Genomic DNA, 22,027 nt, shown 5'->3' with positions numbered 1-22,027 from the left:
TCTAGGTCTTTTTTTCACCTCGCATTTGGTATTGCACTTCATGTGTTAATCTAAGTTATTAAAAGTTAATAAGTAATATTAAAAGTTGAAATAATAGGCAAATCTTGCATTGACAAATAGCGTTACGAATAAATAGTCGTTCATAGGATAATGATAATGGAAAATAATTTTGATGGTTTAAAAGTAATGGTGATTGATGATTCAAAAACCATTCGCCGTACCGCAGAGACTTTATTACAAAAAGCTGGCTGTGAAGTAGTGACCGCCATTGATGGTTTCGATGCTTTAGCAAAGATTGTCGATAATAACCCCGATATTATTTTTGTCGACATCATGATGCCACGTTTAGATGGTTATCAGACCTGCGCATTGATAAAAAACAATCCTGATTACGCCAGTAAACCAGTCATCATGTTGTCGTCTAAAGATGGCCTGTTTGACAAAGCACGCGGTCGTATCGTCGGCTCTGACGAATATTTGACCAAACCATTTAGTAAAGATGAGCTATTTGAAGCAATCAACCAGTATCGCTAATCGAGTACCGCTAATAAAAGAATATCGTGAACAAAAGAAATTTAGCCACTACCATTACTAATGGTTGCTCAGCACTTCATAACAGCCATATTGAAAATGATACGCCCTAAGGTGTTGGTGTGTTACTTTCAAACGGTTTGTCTCAATAATATACGAATATATCCTTATAGATATCTTCGAAAATAAAGGAAATTCCCATGACTACTGTTTTAGTCATTGACGACTCGCCATCTGAGATGGCGAAATTTCGCGACATGCTCTCTAAAAACAACTTTCAGGTGTTAGAGGCAACAAATGGTGAGCAAGGCTGTCAAATGGCGGCTGATCATCTACCAGATGTGATCTTAATGGACGTGGTTATGCCTGAAATGAATGGTTTTCAGGCCACTCGAAAAATTACTCGTGGTAAAACCACTTCACATATCCCCATCATTATGATTAGTACCAAAAATCAAGAGACCGATAGAGTGTGGGGTAAGCGTCAAGGCGCTAAAGAGTATATGGCCAAGCCCATCGATGAAAATGGACTGGTCAGTATCATTCGCAAAGTAATGGAGTAGATTGTGGCTTCCAGAGGATTTATTGAGCTTCTGCGTCTAGCAGATCTGGCACGGGCGCGCAAAAGTGGGCGTCGCGGTGGCCAAGAGTTCGACTGGCAAGGTGTGGTATTTGAGATTGGTGGGCAGCGTATGGTTGCTCCAATGGGTCAGGTATCAGAAGTATTAACCATGCCAGAGTACACAAGCTTGCCTCTGGTAAAGCCATGGATGCTTGGTATCGCCAATATTCGTGGGCGCTTATTGCCTCTAACGGATTTGTCACAGTTTTTGCAGGTGCCCAGTCGTTTAACACAAATGAGCCAACGCAAAGTCATTGTTATCGAACATGACACTGTCTTTTCAGGACTGCTGGTAGACCAAGTGCTAGGAATTGAGCAGTTTACTCAAGACCAATATCGCCCAGAAGCGATCGATGCCAATTCGCCCTTTGCTCCTTACAACCATGGTAAGTTTTTTAAGAATGATCAAGATTGGTATACTTTTATGCCAAGCTTGCTCGTGCAAGACCTGCAGTATACGGATGCTGCGATATAGTTTTTGATACAGAGAGAATCAGCGGTTAGCACGATGGCGACATAATAGCGAATGACTTGATTTGATATCAGCATTCATACAGGCTTTGTTAATCACTGTTGTTTTGATAACAATAAGATTGTCAAAGTCAGTCACGACAAGACTTTGACGATTGTTTGAAAGGATACGCACGATGAGTGATGTTATAAAAAAACCTGTAGCTGGTACGCCCAACGCAACAGCGGACAGCAAGTGGAAGTTATTATTAGGTCTTTTTGTTCTAATAAGTGTGGCTTGTCTGGTTTGGCTGGTCAACTCGTTATCATCGGTAAGTCAGTATTTAACAGACTTTAACCAGTCGGTTATTCTGCCGGTGGTGGTATTCGTTATAGGTATATTGGGCATTTTACTTGCTTTATATCAGCTACTCAAACAGCGCGGTGGTTCAGAACGACTGCTTATCGAAAAGGAAACACTACGTCGCCGTCAAGAAGCAGAAGCTGAGTCTGAGCGTGCGCGTCAAATCCAAGAAGAAAACGAGCGTAACCAGATCGCGATTCTGCGTTTGCTCGATGAATTGGGTGATTTGGCAGAAGGGGATTTGACCGTTAATGCAACTGTATCAGAAGATTTTACTGGTGCGATTGCGGATTCCGTGAACTTTGCCATTGACCAATTACGCCAATTGGTACTGGTTATTAACAGTACCGCTGATCGTGTGTCGCAGTCCTCAGATCAAACGCAGATGAACGCGGTTGAGCTTGCGGAAGCATCTGAACATCAAGCGCAGGAAATTGCTGGTGTGTCAGCGGCTATTAATGAGATGACCGTATCTATTGACCAAGTTTCAAATAACGCGGCAGAATCAGCAACCGTTGCCCAGCGCTCAGTTGCTATTTCTTATAATGGGGCAGAGGTGGTCCAGCGCTCTATCGAAGGTATGAACGTTATTCGTGATCAGATACAAGAAACCTCAAAACGTATCAAACGTCTTGGTGAGTCATCGCAGGAGATTGGTGATATCGTTGGTTTGATTAATGATATTGCTGACCAAACCAACGTCTTGGCACTAAACGCTGCTATTCAGGCGTCGATGGCTGGTGAAGCAGGGCGCGGTTTTGCGGTGGTTGCTGATGAGGTTCAACGTCTGGCTGAGCGTTCAGCCAACGCGACCAAGCAGATCGAAACCTTGGTAAAAACCATTCAGGCGGATACCAGTGAAGCGGTCATGTCAATGGAATCAACCACCTCTGAAGTAGTACGCGGTGCTCGTTTGGCAAAAGATGCTGGTGAAGCACTAGAGGAAGTACAGAGCGTTTCTAACACGCTGGCTGATTTGATTCAGAATATCTCAAACGCTGCATTACAGCAGGCTGAGTCTGCTGGTCATATTTCTCATACCATGAATATTATTCAAGATATTACCTCACAAACATCATCTGGTACGATGGCAACGGCACGCTCTATTGGTGAGTTGAGCGAAATGGCTGCAGCCCTTCAAGAGTCAGTGACAGGTTTTAAAGTATTGGATGATGATGAGTTATTAGCTGATGACATGATGGATACTGAGGAGACTTTGTCAGAAAGTGTTTAATCACACTTTTTGATAATCATGAGGCCTTGATAAAAACTGCCGTTTTTAAAATGCAATGTTAATAAAAATACGGTGCCCATTACAATGATGTGCCGCAGTAATTATAGCAGGTGACGTGAAGAATTTTACTCAACCAGACACAAGGCCAATTAAACCTACCGTGGTTCGGGCGTTGGTGCAGGACGGTGATTTTGATGCTCAGCAGTGGCAACGGTATATAGAGCAAGAAATTGGTTTTGTCTTACCAAATGGCCAGTTGCAGTGGCTGATAAATGCGATTGACCACACGGCGGCAGCGCATAGACTGACACCTCAGCAGCTGTGGTATCAATTACCAAAAAATGATGAGATGCGTCAGCAACTATTGGATAAAGTACTGATTCATGAAAGCCGTTTCTTTCGGCATAAACCTTCGATAGATTTTGTCACCAAATACGCATTGCAGTACCAGCAACTACGTACGGTGAAGGGTACTATTAACGGTGTTGCTGACAGTCATTCTGATGGTTTATTTCGTATTTGGAGTGTTGGCTGTGCGAGCGGGCAAGAGACTTGGTCGTTAGCCATGAGCTTGGCATCTGAGCAACTGGAGAACTATACGATACTGGGCACCGATGTCAGCCAACAAGCGATCAAAAAATCACAGTTAGGACGGTATCATAAACGCCAGTTGCCCTTAATACCTCAACGTTGTCAGCAATTCATTCATCCTTTATCAGCTAAGCATGCAATTGACGGCTCGAGTCTTTTTGCTTCTTCTACAGGAAAAGCAGCAACCACTAACGCTCAGGTACACTGGGAAATTGCACCAACTTTACAACCGTATGTCAGCTTTGCTTTACATAACATTATTGAACAAGAGCCACCCACTTCGCACCTTCAAAACATTATCATTTGTCAAAACATGCTGTTGTATTTTCGCAAATTTGATCAGCGTGATATTTTGGCGCGATTAGCTGAGCAGTGTGCATTAGGTGGATATATTATATTGGCTCCAGGTGAGGCGTTATTTTGGCGTCCTTCGAATATGCGCCGTATTGCGCACCAACAGGTTAATGTGTGGCAAAAAATCAGTGCCTAAATTAGTGCCTAAATTAGTGCCTAGACGAGTTAGGATGACCCTATGAAAAACCAGCCCAATGACATAGTGACGCTTGAGTGGTTATTACCGCTATTTAATCAGCAATTATCACAGGTAGCTGAAGGCTGGCAATTAGAGGCTAACAGCACTAATTACGAGCAGATGGCGCAGCATTACCATCAGGTTGGCGGCGCGCTGACTATGATCAACCTGCCTTTTTTAGCCACCCTTGCCAATAATTTAAGTTTATTAGCAGGCTTAAGTAATCATGATGATTTCTCTATTGACAGTCGACGCATTGGCCAGTTTTCTCAGCGGTTATTGCAGCGTGAATTGAATCAATATGCACTTACAGGTAGCTACCACACAGCTTTGATCAATAAAGCTACTAACGATCTGACCCAAGCATTATCGCTATTCGGTATAGCGACAGACTCACCTGTCATCTCTAGCGGTGACACCCATCACAATCTAAACAATGATGCTATCGAAGACAATATTATCGATAGCATTGAGTCGTTGATACCAGTTAGTAGAGTCACGGCGCACTTAGCAGACTATCAGTACCAACAGTTATTAATGGGTTGGCGACAGCAGGTACAAAAACTATTGCTTGCCAATGTTAATCAAGCGCCTGTATTGTCTGTGTTAGAGAAGGTTAGTCAATATCTATGGCAGACTGCTCAGGATAAGAATGTACAGCGTCTGTGGTATCTAGTCGAGCTATGGTTAAATGAGCTGGCTCATAATGAAACACCGCTCCCTACCCATTATGTACCTCTGTTAAGCCAGCTTGAGCAAGTAATAGAGACTGGTGTTCAACAAGCTGAGATGTGTTCACGCCTGATTAGAAGCTTAATTATAGATGTCTATATCGAGTTAAGTGGTCTTGCGCAAATTAGCGATAGCACCCAACTTATATTAAGGCATTTATCACAAAGCACCTCACCTGTACGCTTTTTACCGCGTATATTGAGCGAGCTTGAAACCCTTATCTTTGATTTAGATAAGCCGGACACCCTTCTAAATCCTTTACGAAAAATAAAAAATCAGCTTGAAGGTCGAGGCTGGACTTATTTTGTGTCGCAAATCGATGCTATTTTTACGGATATAGAGCAGGCTCTATCGTCAGAGGCAGGATATGCACCAGAGCAGCGTCATATTGAGCGTAAGCTCCAAGCGCTGTATGATGCTATCTATAAAACTGAACAGACGATATCTCTCAAGATAGGGGAAGCTGCTTCTTTTACCACCGCCTCTGAAGCAGCTGATAGAGCTGATACTCAGCTGGAAGACAGTCAAGAAACTATCTCTGCTGGTGAAGGCTTGCGTGAATTGCGCATTGCGGTAGAAGAGGTAAAACAAAGCTTTAACGAGTACATACAGCATCAAGATGTTCATTTGTTGCCAGCTGCCCAAGATTTTACCAAAATTGGTCATGCTTTTGCTGATATAGGCTTGCCCGCTATTAATCAAACCATAGATGATATGGCCAGTCTATTTATACAGCTGGCGGTTCATAAGGTGAAAACGCTCAGTTGGGATGTGACTCAAGCCTTAGCTGAGGGGCTAACTTCTATAGAGTTGTTACTTGACTACCTTGCGCAGCAGATTTTTGACCAGCAGTTGTTGACGCGGGCAAATGAATATACGGCTAAAGCGGCGCAGCTTATCAATGTCTATATTGAAGCACCAGAGACGGTCAATGATACCTTTGTTACTCAAAAGCCAGCAGCAACGGATGTCCTTCGTTACGATGATAGTGGTGAAATTATCCCTGTTACTGAGCAAAAATCTCATGCTAATGGTCTGAGTAATGCTGGTGAGAGTGAAGCGTTGCTACAAGCGCGTGAGCAAGTGAAGCCTGACAATTTTGATGTGGATGAAGATATTCGTGAGATCTTTATCGAAGAGGCGACAGAGGTTATCACTGACCTACAAGACTTCCTACCTATTTGGCAGCAAGATTCACAGGATTTAACACCGTTAACTGAAGTACGCAGAGGCTTTCATACCTTAAAAGGTTCAGGCCGTATGGTTGGTGCCTTTAGTGTTAGTGAGATGGCATGGTCAATTGAAAACCTACTCAATCGTCTGTTAGACAAGACCTTACCTGTCACAGACGAGGTGGTAAATTTGGTGATGGATACGGTAAAACGCTTACCCGTTATGGTCGCAGATTTTGAGGCGCAACAGCCGCCAAGTCTAGATCCTGCTATCACTATTCTACAAAGCCAAAACCTGATGACGCAGCAGCCTATTAATACTGGGTTAATCATACCTGAGACGGCACCTGATGAATTAGATAATAGCGGCTCTACTTTAGAAAATACGTCAGCGTCACAGACAGCCGTTTCAACGGCGATAACTGCGGATGATGTCGAAACTTCAAACACTTACCAAAATGAAGCAAGACATCTAAATGACTCTTCATCTGAGCTGCAAATTCCAGCAGTGCTTGCACCATTTATGTTAGAGACTGAGCAACTACCAGTGGATGCTGACGATGCTGATCCTGATATTAAAGAGATATTTATAGAAGAAGCCAACGAAGTGTTGGATGAAATTGTACCTTTGTATGAAGAGTGGCGATTGTCACCGACTGATCTAAGCAAGCTGATGGATATCCGTCGCGGATTTCATACCCTAAAAGGTTCGGGGCGTATGGTTGGGGCTAACTATACTGCTGAGCTGGCATGGGCGATAGAAAACATGCTGAACCGTATCTTGGATCACAGTATTGTGGCTTCAGCCGATATGCGTCAGCTCATTGCAGAAGTCTTAGCTGCTTATCCTGCTATGCTCACTACCTTTGAGAATAACCTTCAAGATTATCCAGAGATAGTGCCACTATGGATTGCCTGTGCTAACGCTTATAGTAAGCAGCAAGGTGATGCGTTCAGTTACGCTGCATTATATCAACAAGCATCGAAAGACTCTGAGCATGAAGTACTTCAAGGGTCAGCATTACTGCCCGACTCTAATGCAACCAAGATTATTTATGATAATGAAGAGATAGACTCAACGTTGCAAACTATCTACTCTGTCAATGAAAAAATAGCAGAAGCGCCAGTTATTTTAGCGCCTCAAAGCGAAGAAGAAAGAGTGTTCTGTGAGATTTTTATCGATGAAGCAGAAGGACTATTGCAGGATATTGATCAATTCGTTGATGAGCATCAAGATAAACCTTATATCGAAGTCACCGATGAGATTGTACGTGCATTTCATACGCTAAGGGGCGCGTCTGGCTCTAGTGCTTTGGTTGCGATCAGCGAAGTGAGTGGCACAATAGAGCAAAGCCTAGAGCTATTACAGCAGCAGGATACCGCCATGAGTGCTCAGCATTTAGAGGCATTGGCTCAGTCTGCCACGTTGATGGATGGTTATCTAAGCAATTATAAACAAAATGCTCAGCAACAAAATACATCAGAGGAAGATAACCAAAGCGAGCAAGATATAGCTTCGTTGCAAGCGATGCTTGGCGAGCAATACATCATTGGTGATAATAAAATTGAGACTGATAATAAGCCAACGATAGAGCAGCTGCTCGATAATAATATTGATGAACTGCTAGATGCTGAGTGGCAGCTAGATGAGGCACTGAACGACTCTGAGGTAGGGCAAGTTCAAAAGTATATAGAACAGCAAATATCACAAATAAAACACCTTACCAATAAAGCGCAAGAATTTCCGAAATTTACTTTGATACTCGGCGAGTTAGGTAATGCTTATAGTTATCTCAACGATAACCTTGATAAAGCAAAGGATGCGGACGTTCAAGCCATATTGCATGCCGGTCATGCTCAATTAGTCGGGTTGTTTGATGCATTAGCAGGTAGCACATCATTGAAGGTTGATACGCAAGTTATTGCAGATTTACAGCGTATTTATCAAGATGATGACAGTGGTGATGAAGGTGGCTTTATCGTTCGCAGTGTTGCTGCGCCTGAGCTACAGCTTGAGTCTATTGATACCGATATGGAGTTGTTAGAAATCTTCTTAGAAGAGGCGCAAGAGCTTGATGCGGCATTGGATGAAAGCTTCAATAAGTGGCGCACTGATATCACTAATATTAATGCCCTAAAGGTATTACAACGCCATCTGCACACGATCAAAGGTGGTGCGCGCATGGCAGGTATTCGTAGTATTGGCGATCTCACCCACGAAGCGGAAAGCGTTTATGAAGCGTTTGTAGAGAACAGACGAACACCGACAGCTCAATGGCTGGAAATTATGCAAATGGTGCAAGACACGATGTCTCTGCAAATCATGCATATCGTCAATTACAGAAAATCGTTTTTTACCCCTGAGCTGATTGAGCAGTTGCAGCAACTTGAAAAAGCCAAAACATTGCCAGAAACGGTAGAGCTAATCATTCCAGTACCAAAAGACAATGCGGCAGCTGCGCCTCAAGTTATTGATGGCATAAGTACTCATAGTAGTGAGACAGGTTCAGAGACACTCAACCTCGATACCCTGATTAAGCAGTCATGGGCTAATGGACTACCTGATCCTGATATATTATCGGTGTTTTTAGAAGAAGCAGAAGAGCTTACCAACCGTAATAAATATCTGCAATTATTCTTAAAAGATACCAATAACACGACAGCTCTACAGGCGCTGCAACGCGATTTGCATACCATCAAAGGTGGCGCACGTATGGTGACAGCGTCCGGTATCGCTGATTTGTCTCATGAGATGGAGTCGGTGTACAAGGATTTTGTCAATAAGCGCCGCCCTGCAACCAAGAAGGTATTAGAGCTGTTGGTTGCCAGTCATGATTGGCTTGCTGACGCAGTGTTTATTTTGAGTGAGCAGGTCAACCCACCGATACCGGCGTTACTGATTGAGGCACTGCAACAGTTTAGTAGAAACCCTGATAGCTTAAGACAAGTTCCTAAAGAGTCTTTGCAGGCACAGCGTGAAGCAATATTGATTGCTAAAGAAAATCAAGGCTCACAGTATCTGGCAAAAGATATTAGTGACATGCCGTCTATGATCAACCACACTAATGAAGAAGAGCAAAGCGTTAGTAATAATGAGATGATCCGTATTTCAGGTGGTTTGATCGAGCATATGATTAACTTGTCTGGCGAATCAGCGATTAACCGTGCCCGTATCGATATGGGTATCAGTAGCTTGACCAGTAGTATTGAAGAGATGGGTACGACGGTACAGCGCTTGGCAGATCAGTTGCGTCGGATGGAAATTGAGCTTGAAGCACAGGTTTTATCGCAGATAGATGAGGAGTTGATTAATAATGAAGGCTTTGACCCTCTAGAAATGGATCAATATTCTTCTTTGAATCAATTATCAAAGTCTTTGACAGAGTCAGCCTCAGATTTGGTTGATATTAATCATACGTTGTTAGAAAAAACCCGTGACAGTGAAGGCCTCTTATTGCAGCTGTCGCGCACGCAAACTGAGTTGCAAGATGGCCTCATGAATTCTCGTATGGTGCCGTTTACGCGTCTGACACCGCGTCTTGAGCGTATCGTGCGTCAGACGGCAAATGAGCTTAATAAGTCTGTTGAACTGACTATTATCAACGCTGATGATGAGATGGATCGAACCATTCTAGAGCGTATTACCTCGCCACTTGAACACATGCTCCGTAACGCCGTCGATCATGGTATCGAGAGTACTTCGACACGTCTCAGAGCAGGGAAAGAACGTAGCGGGCGTATCACTCTAGAAGTTCGCCGCGAAGGCAGTGAGATTGTCATTCAGTTAAGTGATGATGGTCGCGGAATCGATGTAGAATCCGTACGTAAAAAGGCTATTTCTCAAGGTCTTATCGATAAGAATGATAGCAGCCTCACTGATCTCGATATCATGCAGTATATCTTTAACGCTGGGTTGAGTACCAGTAAACAAATCACCCAAATCTCTGGACGCGGCGTTGGCATGGACGTGGTGATCAGTGAGATTCGTCAGTTAGGTGGCGTTGTGTCTGTCGTCTCAGAGCTTGGTAAAGGATCAATCTTTACGATGCGCTTACCACTGACGGTTGCCGTATCTGATGCTTTGGTAGTACGTGCAGCGGATCGTTACTATGCCATACCACTGGTACAGATTGAGCGTGTGGTTCGTATCAACCCAGAAAAGCTTTACGACTATTATCAGTCTGATAATGACACCTTGAACTTTGAAGATGTCGATTATCGAGTACGCTATCTAAATGAGATTTTATCAGGTAATAAATTGAACGAGCTGGTGGTCAACACCAATACCAGCTTACCGCTTATTATTATTAAAAACCGTACGGGGCAGAATATTGCTCTGCAAGTAGATCAGATTGCAGGCTCGCGGATTGAAGTGGTGGTCAAGCCATTAAGTCAACAGTTATCAAATTTACAGGGTATTTCAGCAGCGACCATCATGGGTGATGGTTCAGTGATGCTCATTTTAGATTTGATCGCTTTAATGCGTAATGCGCAGCTGGTTAAAAATATACCGCAAGCTGCCGAAACTAAACGAACACGCATAGAGACGACCAAACCTACTATATTGGTTGTTGATGACTCAGTCACTGTCCGTAAAGTGACGTCACGCTTCTTGGAGCGCCAAGGCTTCAATGTCATCGTTGCAAAAGATGGGGTCGACGCCATTGAGATACTACAAGAGACAACGCCAGACATGATGTTGCTGGATATTGAAATGCCAAGAATGGATGGTTTCGAGGTAGCGACCCAAGTCAGACATAATAAGCGCCTGAAAGATATTCCAATTATTATGATTACATCACGTACAGGTGAAAAACATCGTGAACGTGCGCTAGAAATCGGCGTAAATGACTATATGGGTAAGCCATTCCAAGAAAAAGAGCTGCTCAATAAAATCCGGAATCTACTGGGTTCAGAGGTCAGTCTGACTCATGAAGGATAATACGCGTATTGTAGCACTAAAAGAAAAAAATAATCAAGATATTAAAGTACTGATAATTGCAGAAGATCACCGTCAGCGTATGGCTTTTTCCGATACCATACACAGTTGTGGCTTTAGCCTTGTTGGCTGTTTATCACGAGTACAATTGCAAGAAAAACCTGAGCTCTCTGATGTGGCTATCGATATCTGGCTCATCGATAGTGACTATGACGATAATGTGGCGACTGCGACCACTGCTTCTAAGTCATCCACTGTACTGGTAGGTTTTAGTCAGGCACCTTATCTTAATGAGGCGCAGCAATATGCCAAGTGGCAGCGTAAGTTAAAGCGTAAACTGGCGCAAATGCTTGATTTGCCGATGCTAATAGATAGTCCAGCTGATAACAGCGACAATATGGATACCGATTGGCGCTATGTAGTGTTTTTGGGTGCTTCTATGGGTGGACCTAGCGCCGTAAAAGAGTTTTTGGATAACTTACCAACCACGCTGCCTGTTTGTATATTATTAGCGCACCACTTTAACCAAACCATGATTGGTACATTGCCACGCATACTTAATCGCCAAAATAACTGGCGTTGTCAGGTCATTACTTCGTCGCAGCGTTTAAGAGCAGGCCAGTGTCTTATAGCACCTGTTGATAAGCAGATTGTTTGTGATTCGACTGGTCGAGTGATATTGTTAGACCAAGCTTGGGATGGCGAGTATAAACCTGCTATTGGTAAAATCCTCAAAAACACCAGTGATGTTTATGGTAGCGAGCTTATCAATATTATATTTTCAGGTATGGGCAACGATGGTTCTCAGTATTTGGATCTTATTCAAGATAACAACAGTCAATTATGGGCGCAACAACCCAGTTTAAGTACTTGTCCGAGTCAACCTCAGGCTATTATTGATTCAGGATACTGTAGTTTTGTCGGTAGCCCTGCGGAATTAGCAAAAAAACTGATGGATTATATTGATGAAAGGGCGGCTACTGCCTCTTTACATTAACTTATGGTGAGCGATGATGAAACCAATTTTAAAACATTCGTTTGAGGCAGTAAGCTTACTGACCACTAACAATGGTATGCTCGATGTTACTATTGTTCCAGCATTTAATCAGCCTGATTGGATTATTCCAAGCAGCTTGGTTTTGAGCGTGGATGATTACCATGAGCGTACCTCTAGTTATGATTGGCAGCAGCAAGAAGTGGCTGTATTTCATTTACTTCCAGAGGAACAAGCACCAGACAAAATGATTGTTTTAGAAGGCAATACTTTAGAGCACCGCTTTGCTTTGCAAACGATGGGTGAGCTGCGTCATTTGCAAGCGCGTATTTCTGAGGTTAAAGATATTGAAGTTCCTGAACAACTTAATAATTATCAGACACTTAATGACCATGAGCAGCTTGAGAGTATAAACATCGACGAAACTGAAGGACGCTTTAGTGAAAATGATGTGCTATCCTACCTTTTTCAAACCGTTATGATCGATGAAAAACCTTACTTGGTGCCAGACTTGGACAAAATTGCGCATCAGTTGGTTGATTTAGACAGCTAGCTTTTTTCCTATGTTTGGGTTAGTCTTTACTACCAAGATGGTAATCCAGCAACTTCACCGGTCTTTGCGTCGCTGAACTTCAGCGCTGAGCCTGATTGTTGAGTCAGTTACTGTCTTGTTTATAACATCGATAAAGATAACCAGCGATATAAAGGTCATAAAGTAGCTCATGAATAATACTCATCCGAATTTGGTAAAGTGGTCAGTCACTAGCCGCTTGTTTCATTGGGTCAGCGCGATTTTATTGCTCATCACATGGATAATGATGTTGTTATATAATAATCTCGATAGCAAACTCTATATAGGATTGCATAAATCCTTTGGGATTAGTTTGTTATTTTGGATGGTAGCACGCGTCATAAACCGCCTCTTTACTAAAGCACCACCCGCAGCACCAATGCCGAAGTGGCAGCAGCTACTGTCTCAATTATCGCACTTCGCCCTCTATGCTATCTTGATTGCCATGCCTATTGTAGGTTTGCTGATGTCTGTTTATGGTGGTCGGCCTGTTGATGTCTTTGGCTTGTTTCAAATCCCTGTGTTTGTTACCCCTGATAGAGGCTTGGCGCGATTTTATAATGATTTACACACCGATATTATTTGGCCCATGATTATTGCTTTTACGTTGGTTCATATTGGCGCGGCTTTATATCATCAATACATCAAAAAAGACAATTTAATGGCGCGCATGAAATAGTTGATTTTAGAGAATATTGGTCTTGTAGGATATAAGATAAGCACAAAAAAGCCCTAAGTAATGATACTTAGGGCTTTTTTTATACGTAATACCATTCACAAAAATTAGAGTAGCAAGGAAAATGAGTGCAAGTGCTACGCATTGTAGACTAAACGAGTTTGACACGGCTAATCGTACTTTTTGGGTTTGGTATAATTAAAGAGTTTACGTATCTATTGTACAGTCAATAGACTTACTTTTTGTGCTCAGGTAAATTGATGTTCATTTCTAGTACATCTAAGCTGTCTTCAGAACGATGATTGATATTGACATCATCAATCTGAACGCCGTTGACATATTTATTGACCACTTCTAAGATTTCACGTTTCATTTTTTCGATACGATCAACCGTCAAGCGGTTGTTCAAACGATTTTCGCTAGCAACGATAACCTTAAGACGTTCAGTGGCTAAATTAGCACTACCTGCGCTGTTATTATCATCAGTACCAAATAGGCTACTCCAAAATCCTTTCTTCTTAGTCATCATTAACCCCCAAACCAGCGCTGTAATAAAGTCTTTTTCTTCACGTCAATATGACGTAACGGACGTTCTTCGCCTAAGAAACGGGCGACGATGTCATCATAACATTGACCAGCAACAGAATCAGTATAATGAATAACTGGCTCACCATGGTTAGATGCTTCTAACACTGAATGACTTTCAGGAACGACGCCAAGCAATGGCACTTTTAGAATATCATTAGAAATGGTATCAATATCCATCATCTCGTTAGCAGCGGCACGTTCGGCATTATAACGAGTCACAATCAAATGCTCACGTACCGCACCTTGGTTTTCAGCTACTTTTTTGGTCTGGCTTTGTAGGATACCAATAATACGATCTGAGTCACGTACTGAAGAAATCTCAGGATTGGTGACGATGATGGCTTCGTCAGCGTGATACATGGCGAGCTGTGCACCGCGCTCGATACCAGCAGGCGAGTCGCAGATGATATAGTCGAACTGTTGAGACAATTCAGCCATGACCTCTGATACGCCTTCGTTGGTCAGTGCGTCTTTATCGCGCGTCTGACTTGCAGGCAAGATATACAGATTTTCAAGCTGCTTGTCTTTGACCAGTGCTTGCGACAAGCGTGCGTTACCATTAATGACATCAACAAAGTCATAAACGATTCGATTCTCACAACCCATGATTAAGTCTAAATTACGTAGACCCACATCAAAATCGATAACGACTGTTTTATAGCCACGCAATGCTAAACCAGCAGCAAAAGAGGCACTTGTCGTGGTTTTACCCACACCGCCTTTACCTGAAGTGATTACAACTATCTTCGCCACAATGGCACACTCCTATGAATCAATGGGATATCTTTTATATAAATAGCGCACTCGTATATTATTCACATATTATATATGCACGACCTGCGAAGCTAGCCTAGCATAAATAAGTAAAAATTTATAGCAAGTCTATACTAAAGCAGAAAAACAGCTCATATACATAAGCCATAAGGTCTGGCAGTCTAAAACTTGTTAGCGGATATCACCGTATATGAATAATAAAGTAAACGCTCATGAAAGTGTAGATAGTGACAGAGGCAGCGAATCATTATAGAACAGTTTTGTTAAATAAACTTACCGCAATATGAAGCGAATAATATGTCCGATTTTTTGCCCAGTCAATAACTTTTAGGCCTCATCCATCACAGTAAATACCAAACCTTCACCTTCTATAAACCTGACTTGTACAGACTTATCAATCACATGCTCGGGTAGATTGTCTCGTAAGCAATAAGTGCCTGCCACTGAGACCAATGAAGGGTTAAATACTTGGCAAAAAATACGGGCGTCTTTGTCACCAGTGGCCCCTGCAACCAAGCGTCCTTGGGCACGACCATAAACGTGTAAGCTATTATCGGTAATCGCTTCGGCACCGCTATTGACACTGTTGGTCAAAATTAAATCACCACCAACGTGGTTGAGGCTCTGCCCTGAGCGCAGCATTTGGTCATAAATCAGGCTGGTAATATGCTCAGCACTTAGTAATGTCTCTGCGGTAACCTCAGATATGGTGGTCTTAGTTGCAGGCTCACTAGCTGACTGACTGGCTGCTACCTCATTATGGCTTGAGTCTAGGCTCTCATTTTCTGCTGCTTTCTGGACTTCAGTTACGGCCTTCTTACTGGGTAAAATGCGCTCGATACGCTTGCCATCTGCTGGAAATATCGCTAAGCGTAGCTCATGAGCTTGTGGGTCGAGTGCACCCGTTATGACTCCGATAGGTTGTAAACCCCATGACCATAGTAGCTCTACCAATGCAGATAAATCTTGCTCTATCTCGCTGTCAATCAGAATAGGAATGTTACTAGACTTGTTGCTGAGCGTTTCAGCAAGCTGGGCATCTATCGCGCTTAAATCATTGGTACTGAACTGCAAACGTGAAAAGGTCAGCATTTTGCCATAAAATGCCAGTGCTGGTAATGCTGGTGCGGCGCTCGAGCTCTGGTTATCATTAACTGAAACTGTCATATATAAATCCTCAAGAGATATTCTTGTCGCTGTATTCACGGTGCAATTTTTATTGTCGAGCCATACTCTGTGTTTTATAAAACTCTGTATTTTACGAGTTATTATTTCATTAACTGGTATTTTACTGTCTATTTTTTAAATCTTAAACCACATCAACTTATTAACTGGGTATGTTTGTAGGAATATGGGCTATAGGTTAAGCATGTCTTGATGCTTCCACTGTTGCACTTTTACTTGTGCTTCAAACTCGGTCAAGCTGTCATCAATGATACTCGAAATCAAGGTATCCAGCGCCGTGTTGTCAGTATTTATTTGCGCGACGCCACTGGCAATCGCCACCATTAATGAGTCCAAAAGCTCAGGGTCAAGCAGGCGCTTATTTAGCGCATAAACGACATTTTCACCGATGTTATGCCCGACATGTTGTAGTTGCGATTCAATCAAGCTACCAGCGATGGGTATCATGCGTAGATAGCGGCGTAACTCGGGCGTATTGGCCAAACCTTCTTCGATGGCATTGCCCATCTCGCTGGCTAATATGTTACCGCCACCTGTTGCCGTAGTCAGCTCCTGCAGTTTTGGTGCAAGCTCTGCCCGCAGCACGGACAGTAATGCAGCCTCAATCTCTTTACGGTTACGAGCAATCGTGGACTCAATAAATGATTTATGCGTTTCAGGATTGGTCAGTTGCTGGCGAAAATTATGAATAGTCGTCAATATGACCCGATCAGATAGCTCTTCTAACAGTAAGTCGATATAGAACTGAATTCTATTAATCCATGGCTGCGGCAGCACCTGATAGCCAAGCTGATACAAGCGACGTCCGATGTTCACTGCACGGAACAACCGCAAGGCACGCAGCTGCGGAAAACAGCCTAATACCTCATACCAATGCACAAATGGAAAAAAGAACCAGCGATAATAGATTTTTTGTTTAATCGCAATCGCCCAACGTAACAGTAGCTCCAAAATTAAAAATATGGTAAAAAACCCACCAGCAGTACGTAGAGGGTCATGTAAGGTAGTTTGATACCAGCTGAGTGCGTCGCTAATGGACAGCCAGCCTGCGACATTGCTACTAAAATTACTCATCAAAATAGCATCAGTACTAATGACCAATAGATCAATGCTGATGGCGATAATCATCACGATATGGTAGGTGAGCTTCAAGCGATTTGGCTTTGGACGATTTGGTCGCTGCGGCTTATCATCATCTGATAGACGAGCCGACTGATTCGGTACTGGCGCAGAGTCCAGATGCGGGTTAGTAGAAGAGGCGGGCACAGTCATACCTTATAAGTGATGAATAACACAAAGAGCAAATGGTTTAGAGGATATAGGGCGTGTCCTCAATCTGAACGAAAGCGACTAAATGGGCTAAAAATGGTTAAATCTTGCCAAACTGCGTTAAATAGTGGGTCAATATCCTGATATTACCTGCGCTATTTTCCTTGTTTGACTACTATTTCCCTCATTTTTATCACCATTTTCAAAATGAGGACACGGCCTAGTCACATTATCAATGAATAGGCCTAAAAAACAACCTATCTTTTATTAAAATTTAGGCATCACTAGGTACCCTTTCAAAAATGGGCATCATAATCAGGAATGTTTGTTTCTAATGGCTTTTTTCTAGTAGCGGTATTTCTAATCGCCAACCTCTTGAGCTTTAGGACTTTCTTCAAATCCAGCCAGCATCTCTGTAATACGCTGGTCTTTTTGGTGCCAAACATGCTCAACCCAATCAAACATCTGCGCCTTTACTTCTTCGTCGTTTTCATAGCCACCATTTTGAATACCCAAAAACAAATCATCAGGGATATCAATATATCTGACATCAACGCCCAAGCGCTTGATATTTCCTTTCCACAAGTCACCATAGGTCGGCACACCGTCAGGATATACGATGGTCATATCTAATATGCCATCAACGTCTGCCCCTAACGCGTTGATCGCTAACGATAGACCACCGGCTCGCGGCTTTAGTAAATGAGTGTAAGGTGACTGTTGCTTGGCTTTTTTGGCCTGAGTAAAACGCGTCCCTTCTAAATAGTTCAATAAGGTAAATGGCTTGTCTTTTAACAGCGCACAGGCACGCTTTGCCTCTTCGATATCCTTCCCTTTTAAAGCAGGGTTTTTTGCTACTGCTTCTTTAGAGTGCCGACGCATCATGGGGAAGTCTAAAAAATAAAAAGCCTGACCAACAATCGGAATATAAATCAGCTCAAACTTGGTAAAAAATCGCGTTAGTGGCAAGCGTTTTTCACTAATATACTGCACGATACTGGTATCGACCCACGTTTGATGGTTACAGACCAGTAAATATTTACCGTTGATATGAACGTCATCAGGCAAGCTAATACGCCAATCTTTACGTGGGAGCATGTTATCGATTAAAGCGTTGTTGCTACTGATCCAATGAGTGGCAATTTTGATCACTGTTTTGTCTGCAATGGGAGCGCCAGTAATGATCTTGCCAACGCCCATCAACCATAAAGGAATACTACCACCAAAGCTATTGGCAGCGATGACACCAGTTGCTGTCGCAAGCGAGACCGCCTTTCCAAGCTTTGGGGTGCGTTTATGCATTTTTTTGATAGTAGAAGTCAGTCGCATACTAAATCCTTTTCGATCAATCTTATTGGTATGTAAGTTATCCATTATTGGCGTCGTTGTCTGTAAACCCTTCTCAGAGGGGGTGGGTTTTAGGGGTTAAAAAGACAATGGGGTAAAACGTCACAATTAAATGAAACCATCATCAGTTATTATTTACCGATGCGACTAATATAGTTTAGTCGCTGTTAATTTTATTGCCTGATTTTAGCAGAAACAAACCATAGTGTACGAGTGTAAACGTGACTTGCAATAACACGTCTTAAAAAACCACCTATATATGATAGTAAACCATCTCGAGTGGTCATCACTTTTTATACATAGATGTGACAAAATATTACACATAGTTAGATTGTAATTGACATAATAATAACGAGTATAAATAAATGCCTAAGCGAAGTAAGAGATAATGAGTGATTGGCTAAACAAGTCGGTCATCAGGCATAATTGCTTGAATTTAGGTGTCTAACATTTAAATACCTAATATTTAAGTAGCTGGCATTTAAGTAGCTAAATAAGATTAACGGAAAATCTTTATAAAAAGTACAATTTGTCTATTCATTTTTAAATTTGAGAGGAAATATTATGCGTAATACATTAATGGTCGCAGCAGTAGCATCAGGTCTAGCACTTAGTGGTTGTGCTACAGATCCAAACACTGGACAACAACGCTTGAACAAAACTGCTGTCGGTACATTGGCAGGTGCTTTAGGTGGCGGGGCTATTTCAAAAGCAACAGGTGGCGATAAGACTGGTCGTGATGCGGCAATCGGTGCAGCACTAGGTGCTGGCGTTGGTTATTACATGGAGCGTCAAGCCAAGCAGCTTGAGCAGCAAATGGCGGGTACTGGCGTAACAGTTACCCCAAATCCTAACGGTAATATTGATCTAGTCATGCCAGGCAACATCACTTTCTCATTCGATGATGCTACTTTGAACTCATCTTTCAAGCCAACACTTAACAAGCTTGCATCAACGATGAGTGAATATAACCAAAATACAGTAACGATTGCTGGTCATACTGATAGCAGAGGTTCTGCATCATACAACCAAGGTCTATCTCGTGACCGTGCTTATGCAGTCGCAAACTATCTAACCGCACGCGGTGTCGCTTCTAACCGTATCAATGTTGTTGCATATGGCGAGTCACGCCCAATCGCTGATAACAACAGTGATTCTGGTCGTCAACAAAACCGCCGTGTTGAGCTGGTTATCAATGCACCACAATCAGTTAATTAATAGTTGGTTCATTTTTGACTGAGTCATTTTGATTGAATAATTAACGAATTTTATATTTAGAGAAGGTCAGCTATTAGCTGGCCTTTTTTTATGCTTTAAATATAGGGTATGTTAAAAATATTCAAAAATAATTGCCGTCAGTGCGGTAGCTGACTGTTTGACGACGGCCAAATAAAAGATAACATTAATTTAAAACTAAATATTGATAATGATTATCAATAACTCTATAATTCATAGAGTTTTTTTATGGCAGTGCCATTTGATGCCCCAATTAAAACCAATTTTTTTGTGCTATATTTTTTGAGGATATGTATGACAATCACCACAGTAACGAGCCGTAAAATCTTACCAACTACTTTAGCTGCTGCACTTGCAGGGTTGTTAATGGTGTCTGGTTGTACCAAACAAACCAATGAAGAAGCCAATACGACTGCTGATACGCAAACAGAGGTAGAAAATACAGAGTCAACGACCAATACCGAGCTATCAGCTGCGGATAAAGCTCATACTGATAGGTTGGCTATCAGCTATGCAAACATGGCACATGCTGCCTATAAAGATTCTTTAGAGACCGCTAAAACATTGCAAACTGCGGTAGAAAAATATGTTGCAACACCAACCCAGGAAAATCTTGAGGCGGCAAGAGCGGCTTATAAAGCTGCACGCCAGCCGTATTCACAAACTGAGATTTTCCGTTTTGATGAAGGTTTTGTGACCGCCAATGATAAGCGTCAGATTGGCAGTGTTGATGGTTGGGAAGGGCAGGTGAATGCTTGGCCACTAGATGAAGCATTGATTGATTACGTCAATGATAGTTATCAAGGTGAGTACAACAGTAAAGACAACATCATCAATAGCGATAGTATTACGGTTGGTAGTATCAAACAAGATACTAGTACCATTACCCCTGAGCTATTGGCAGAAATGAATGAAATTGGTGGTAGTGAAGCCAATGTAACGACTGGCTATCACGCCATTGAGTTTATGCTATGGGGTCAAGACGTTAATGGCGTTGCCGAAGGTGCAGGCAACCGTCCAGTGACAGATTATGTTACTGAAACGGGTCAATGTACCAGTGGCGATACGGCCAATGACGATGCCAGCATCTGCGAGCGTCGTGGTGAGTTTTTAAAAGCCGCTGCACAGTTATTGGTTGATGATTTAACAGCGATGGAAGCCGAGTGGCAGCCTGGAAGTGAAGATACCTTACGAAGCGACCTTATGGCGCGTAAATACGATAATGGTCTGCGTCAGATTATGTATCAAATGGGCAGTTTAGCACTGGGTGAGCTGGCTTCTGAGCGTATGCAGGTGGCTTTTGTCACTGGCTCTACCGAAGATGAGCACGAATGCTTTAGTGATTTGACACATCTAAGCTATGCCAATAATGCTCGCGGTATCCAAAATGTCTTTAACGGCAGTTATAAAACAGTCGCTGGCAAATCAGTTGGTGGTTATGGTGTTAAGCACTACCTCGTTGATACTGACAATAAAGACGCTGCTGATAAGCTCGCTGCTGATTTTAAAAAGGTAGAAAATGCCTTTAATACCATCGTTGAAAAAGGCGAAAAAGACGGTATCAAAGTTGATCAAATGATTGCGACGGTTGGCCAAGCGAGTAAAGAAGGCATCTCTGCTGAAGAACAAAATAAACGCCGTGGTTGGATTGAAGCAGGTATTAATAGCTTGCAAGAGCTGACTTCGGGTATCGAAAACGCCGCAAAAGCGGTTGGTATTGACAATTTAGACGCTGATGCTGGCTCGCAATTTTAATTGGCGATTTATGTTTTTCAAAATGTTGGCCAGCTCTATTTATAATACAGGCAATTCTAAATAAAATCGATACGTTGGTAGCCACGTGCTACTGTTATAAATTTTTCTTGCTTGCTGCTTTCAAGCGCGACAGAGGCTGCAAAAAAATGACGGCAATAGCACTGCATCGGTTTTAAAGTAAATCAGCTATACCTGACGAGTCGCTATAAGATAATGAGAGTTATTTTCATAAGAAAGTAATCTATGTATAATAAACACGTTGTCGATTTTGGTTGGCAGCGTGTTTTTTTATAGTGTATTAAAATAGCCGGATAAGTCAGTGGGTAGCTCTACAGATTGATTATTTATCGACTAAAAGTGAAAAACTGGATAGCACATAATTTTAATGGTTCTTCTTAGTATTAAGTTACTAGGGGCTGTATAGAATTCAAATCAGCGGCAGCCAGATAAAGACACAAGCGAGAA

The 22,027-nt window shown here is 42.4% G+C and carries 15 protein-coding genes and 1 pseudogene; 11 read left to right on the top strand and 5 right to left on the bottom strand.

From position 1 onward, the window contains the following. Positions 1-156 precede the first annotated feature (156 nt). The 9 genes and pseudogenes from pilG to EI162_RS08725 all read left to right on the top strand — a co-directional run bounded on the left by pilG (position 157) and on the right by EI162_RS08725 (position 13,411). Positions 157-534, top strand: a complete 378-nt coding sequence (gene pilG, locus EI162_RS08765; RefSeq protein ID WP_045453505.1) for a twitching motility response regulator PilG — start codon at positions 157-159, stop codon at positions 532-534. A 197-nt stretch (positions 535-731) separates the two neighbouring features. Next, positions 732-1,094 (top strand): response regulator, encoded by a 363-nt coding sequence (locus tag EI162_RS08760; protein WP_192523999.1) that lies wholly within the window; start codon positions 732-734, stop codon positions 1,092-1,094. Positions 1,095-1,097: 3 nt separating this feature from the next. After that, complete coding sequence (locus tag EI162_RS08755) at positions 1,098-1,628, top strand: chemotaxis protein CheW (RefSeq protein WP_192523998.1); 531 nt, start codon at positions 1,098-1,100, stop codon at positions 1,626-1,628. 343 nt (positions 1,629-1,971) lie between these two features. After that, positions 1,972-3,201: pseudogene (locus tag EI162_RS08750) on the top strand (methyl-accepting chemotaxis protein); the annotation flags it as partial. Between the two features lie 115 nt (positions 3,202-3,316). Continuing rightward, positions 3,317-4,282 (top strand): CheR family methyltransferase, encoded by a 966-nt coding sequence (locus EI162_RS08745; protein WP_192523996.1) that lies wholly within the window; start codon positions 3,317-3,319, stop codon positions 4,280-4,282. A gap of 42 nt (positions 4,283-4,324) precedes the next feature. Further along, positions 4,325-11,170 carry an Hpt domain-containing protein gene (locus tag EI162_RS08740; RefSeq protein WP_192523995.1) on the top strand — a complete coding sequence of 2,282 codons (6,846 nt, stop codon included), beginning with the start codon at positions 4,325-4,327 and terminating at the stop codon, positions 11,168-11,170. After that, a complete protein-coding gene (locus EI162_RS08735) occupies positions 11,160-12,164 on the top strand; it encodes a chemotaxis protein CheB (RefSeq protein ID WP_192523994.1) in 1,005 nt (334 codons plus the stop codon). The genes EI162_RS08740 and EI162_RS08735 overlap by 11 nt, the downstream gene beginning before the upstream one ends. Before the next feature lie 16 nt (positions 12,165-12,180). Next, positions 12,181-12,714 (top strand): hypothetical protein, encoded by a 534-nt coding sequence (locus tag EI162_RS08730; RefSeq protein ID WP_192524000.1) that lies wholly within the window; start codon positions 12,181-12,183, stop codon positions 12,712-12,714. Positions 12,715-12,883: 169 nt separating this feature from the next. Further along, positions 12,884-13,411 (top strand): cytochrome b, encoded by a 528-nt coding sequence (locus EI162_RS08725; protein ID WP_192523993.1) that lies wholly within the window; start codon positions 12,884-12,886, stop codon positions 13,409-13,411. A 232-nt stretch (positions 13,412-13,643) separates the two neighbouring features. Here EI162_RS08725 and minE read toward each other — a convergent pair whose 3' ends face one another. The 5 genes from minE to EI162_RS08700 form a co-directional block, all read right to left on the bottom strand. Then, positions 13,644-13,934, bottom strand: coding sequence for a cell division topological specificity factor MinE (gene minE, locus EI162_RS08720; RefSeq protein ID WP_192523992.1), 291 nt, complete (start codon positions 13,932-13,934; stop codon positions 13,644-13,646). A gap of 2 nt (positions 13,935-13,936) precedes the next feature. Further along, complete coding sequence (minD, locus tag EI162_RS08715) at positions 13,937-14,749, bottom strand: septum site-determining protein MinD (protein ID WP_192523991.1); 813 nt, start codon at positions 14,747-14,749, stop codon at positions 13,937-13,939. Between the two features lie 348 nt (positions 14,750-15,097). Continuing rightward, complete coding sequence (minC, locus tag EI162_RS08710) at positions 15,098-15,937, bottom strand: septum site-determining protein MinC (protein WP_192523990.1); 840 nt, start codon at positions 15,935-15,937, stop codon at positions 15,098-15,100. A gap of 189 nt (positions 15,938-16,126) precedes the next feature. Further along, the gene (locus EI162_RS08705; RefSeq protein ID WP_225735304.1) at positions 16,127-17,227 is read right to left on the bottom strand and encodes a hypothetical protein; all 1,101 of its coding nucleotides are present in this window, start codon (positions 17,225-17,227) and stop codon (positions 16,127-16,129) included. Between the two features lie 357 nt (positions 17,228-17,584). Next, positions 17,585-18,553 carry an acyltransferase gene (locus tag EI162_RS08700; RefSeq protein WP_192523988.1) on the bottom strand — a complete coding sequence of 323 codons (969 nt, stop codon included), beginning with the start codon at positions 18,551-18,553 and terminating at the stop codon, positions 17,585-17,587. A gap of 582 nt (positions 18,554-19,135) precedes the next feature. Between EI162_RS08700 and EI162_RS08695 the strand changes: the two genes are divergently transcribed. Together EI162_RS08695 and EI162_RS08690 are read left to right on the top strand one after the other, a co-directional pair. Continuing rightward, the gene (locus tag EI162_RS08695) at positions 19,136-19,789 is read left to right on the top strand and encodes an OmpA family protein (RefSeq protein ID WP_192523987.1); all 654 of its coding nucleotides are present in this window, start codon (positions 19,136-19,138) and stop codon (positions 19,787-19,789) included. 312 nt (positions 19,790-20,101) lie between these two features. Next, positions 20,102-21,562, top strand: a complete 1,461-nt coding sequence (locus EI162_RS08690; RefSeq protein ID WP_192523986.1) for an imelysin family protein — start codon at positions 20,102-20,104, stop codon at positions 21,560-21,562. The last annotated feature ends 465 nt before the right edge of the window (positions 21,563-22,027 follow it).

The organism is Psychrobacter sp. FME6, assembly GCF_014861365.1.
Classification (GTDB): Bacteria; Pseudomonadota; Gammaproteobacteria; order Pseudomonadales; family Moraxellaceae; genus Psychrobacter.
This window is presented reverse-complemented; position numbering and strand designations above follow the sequence as displayed.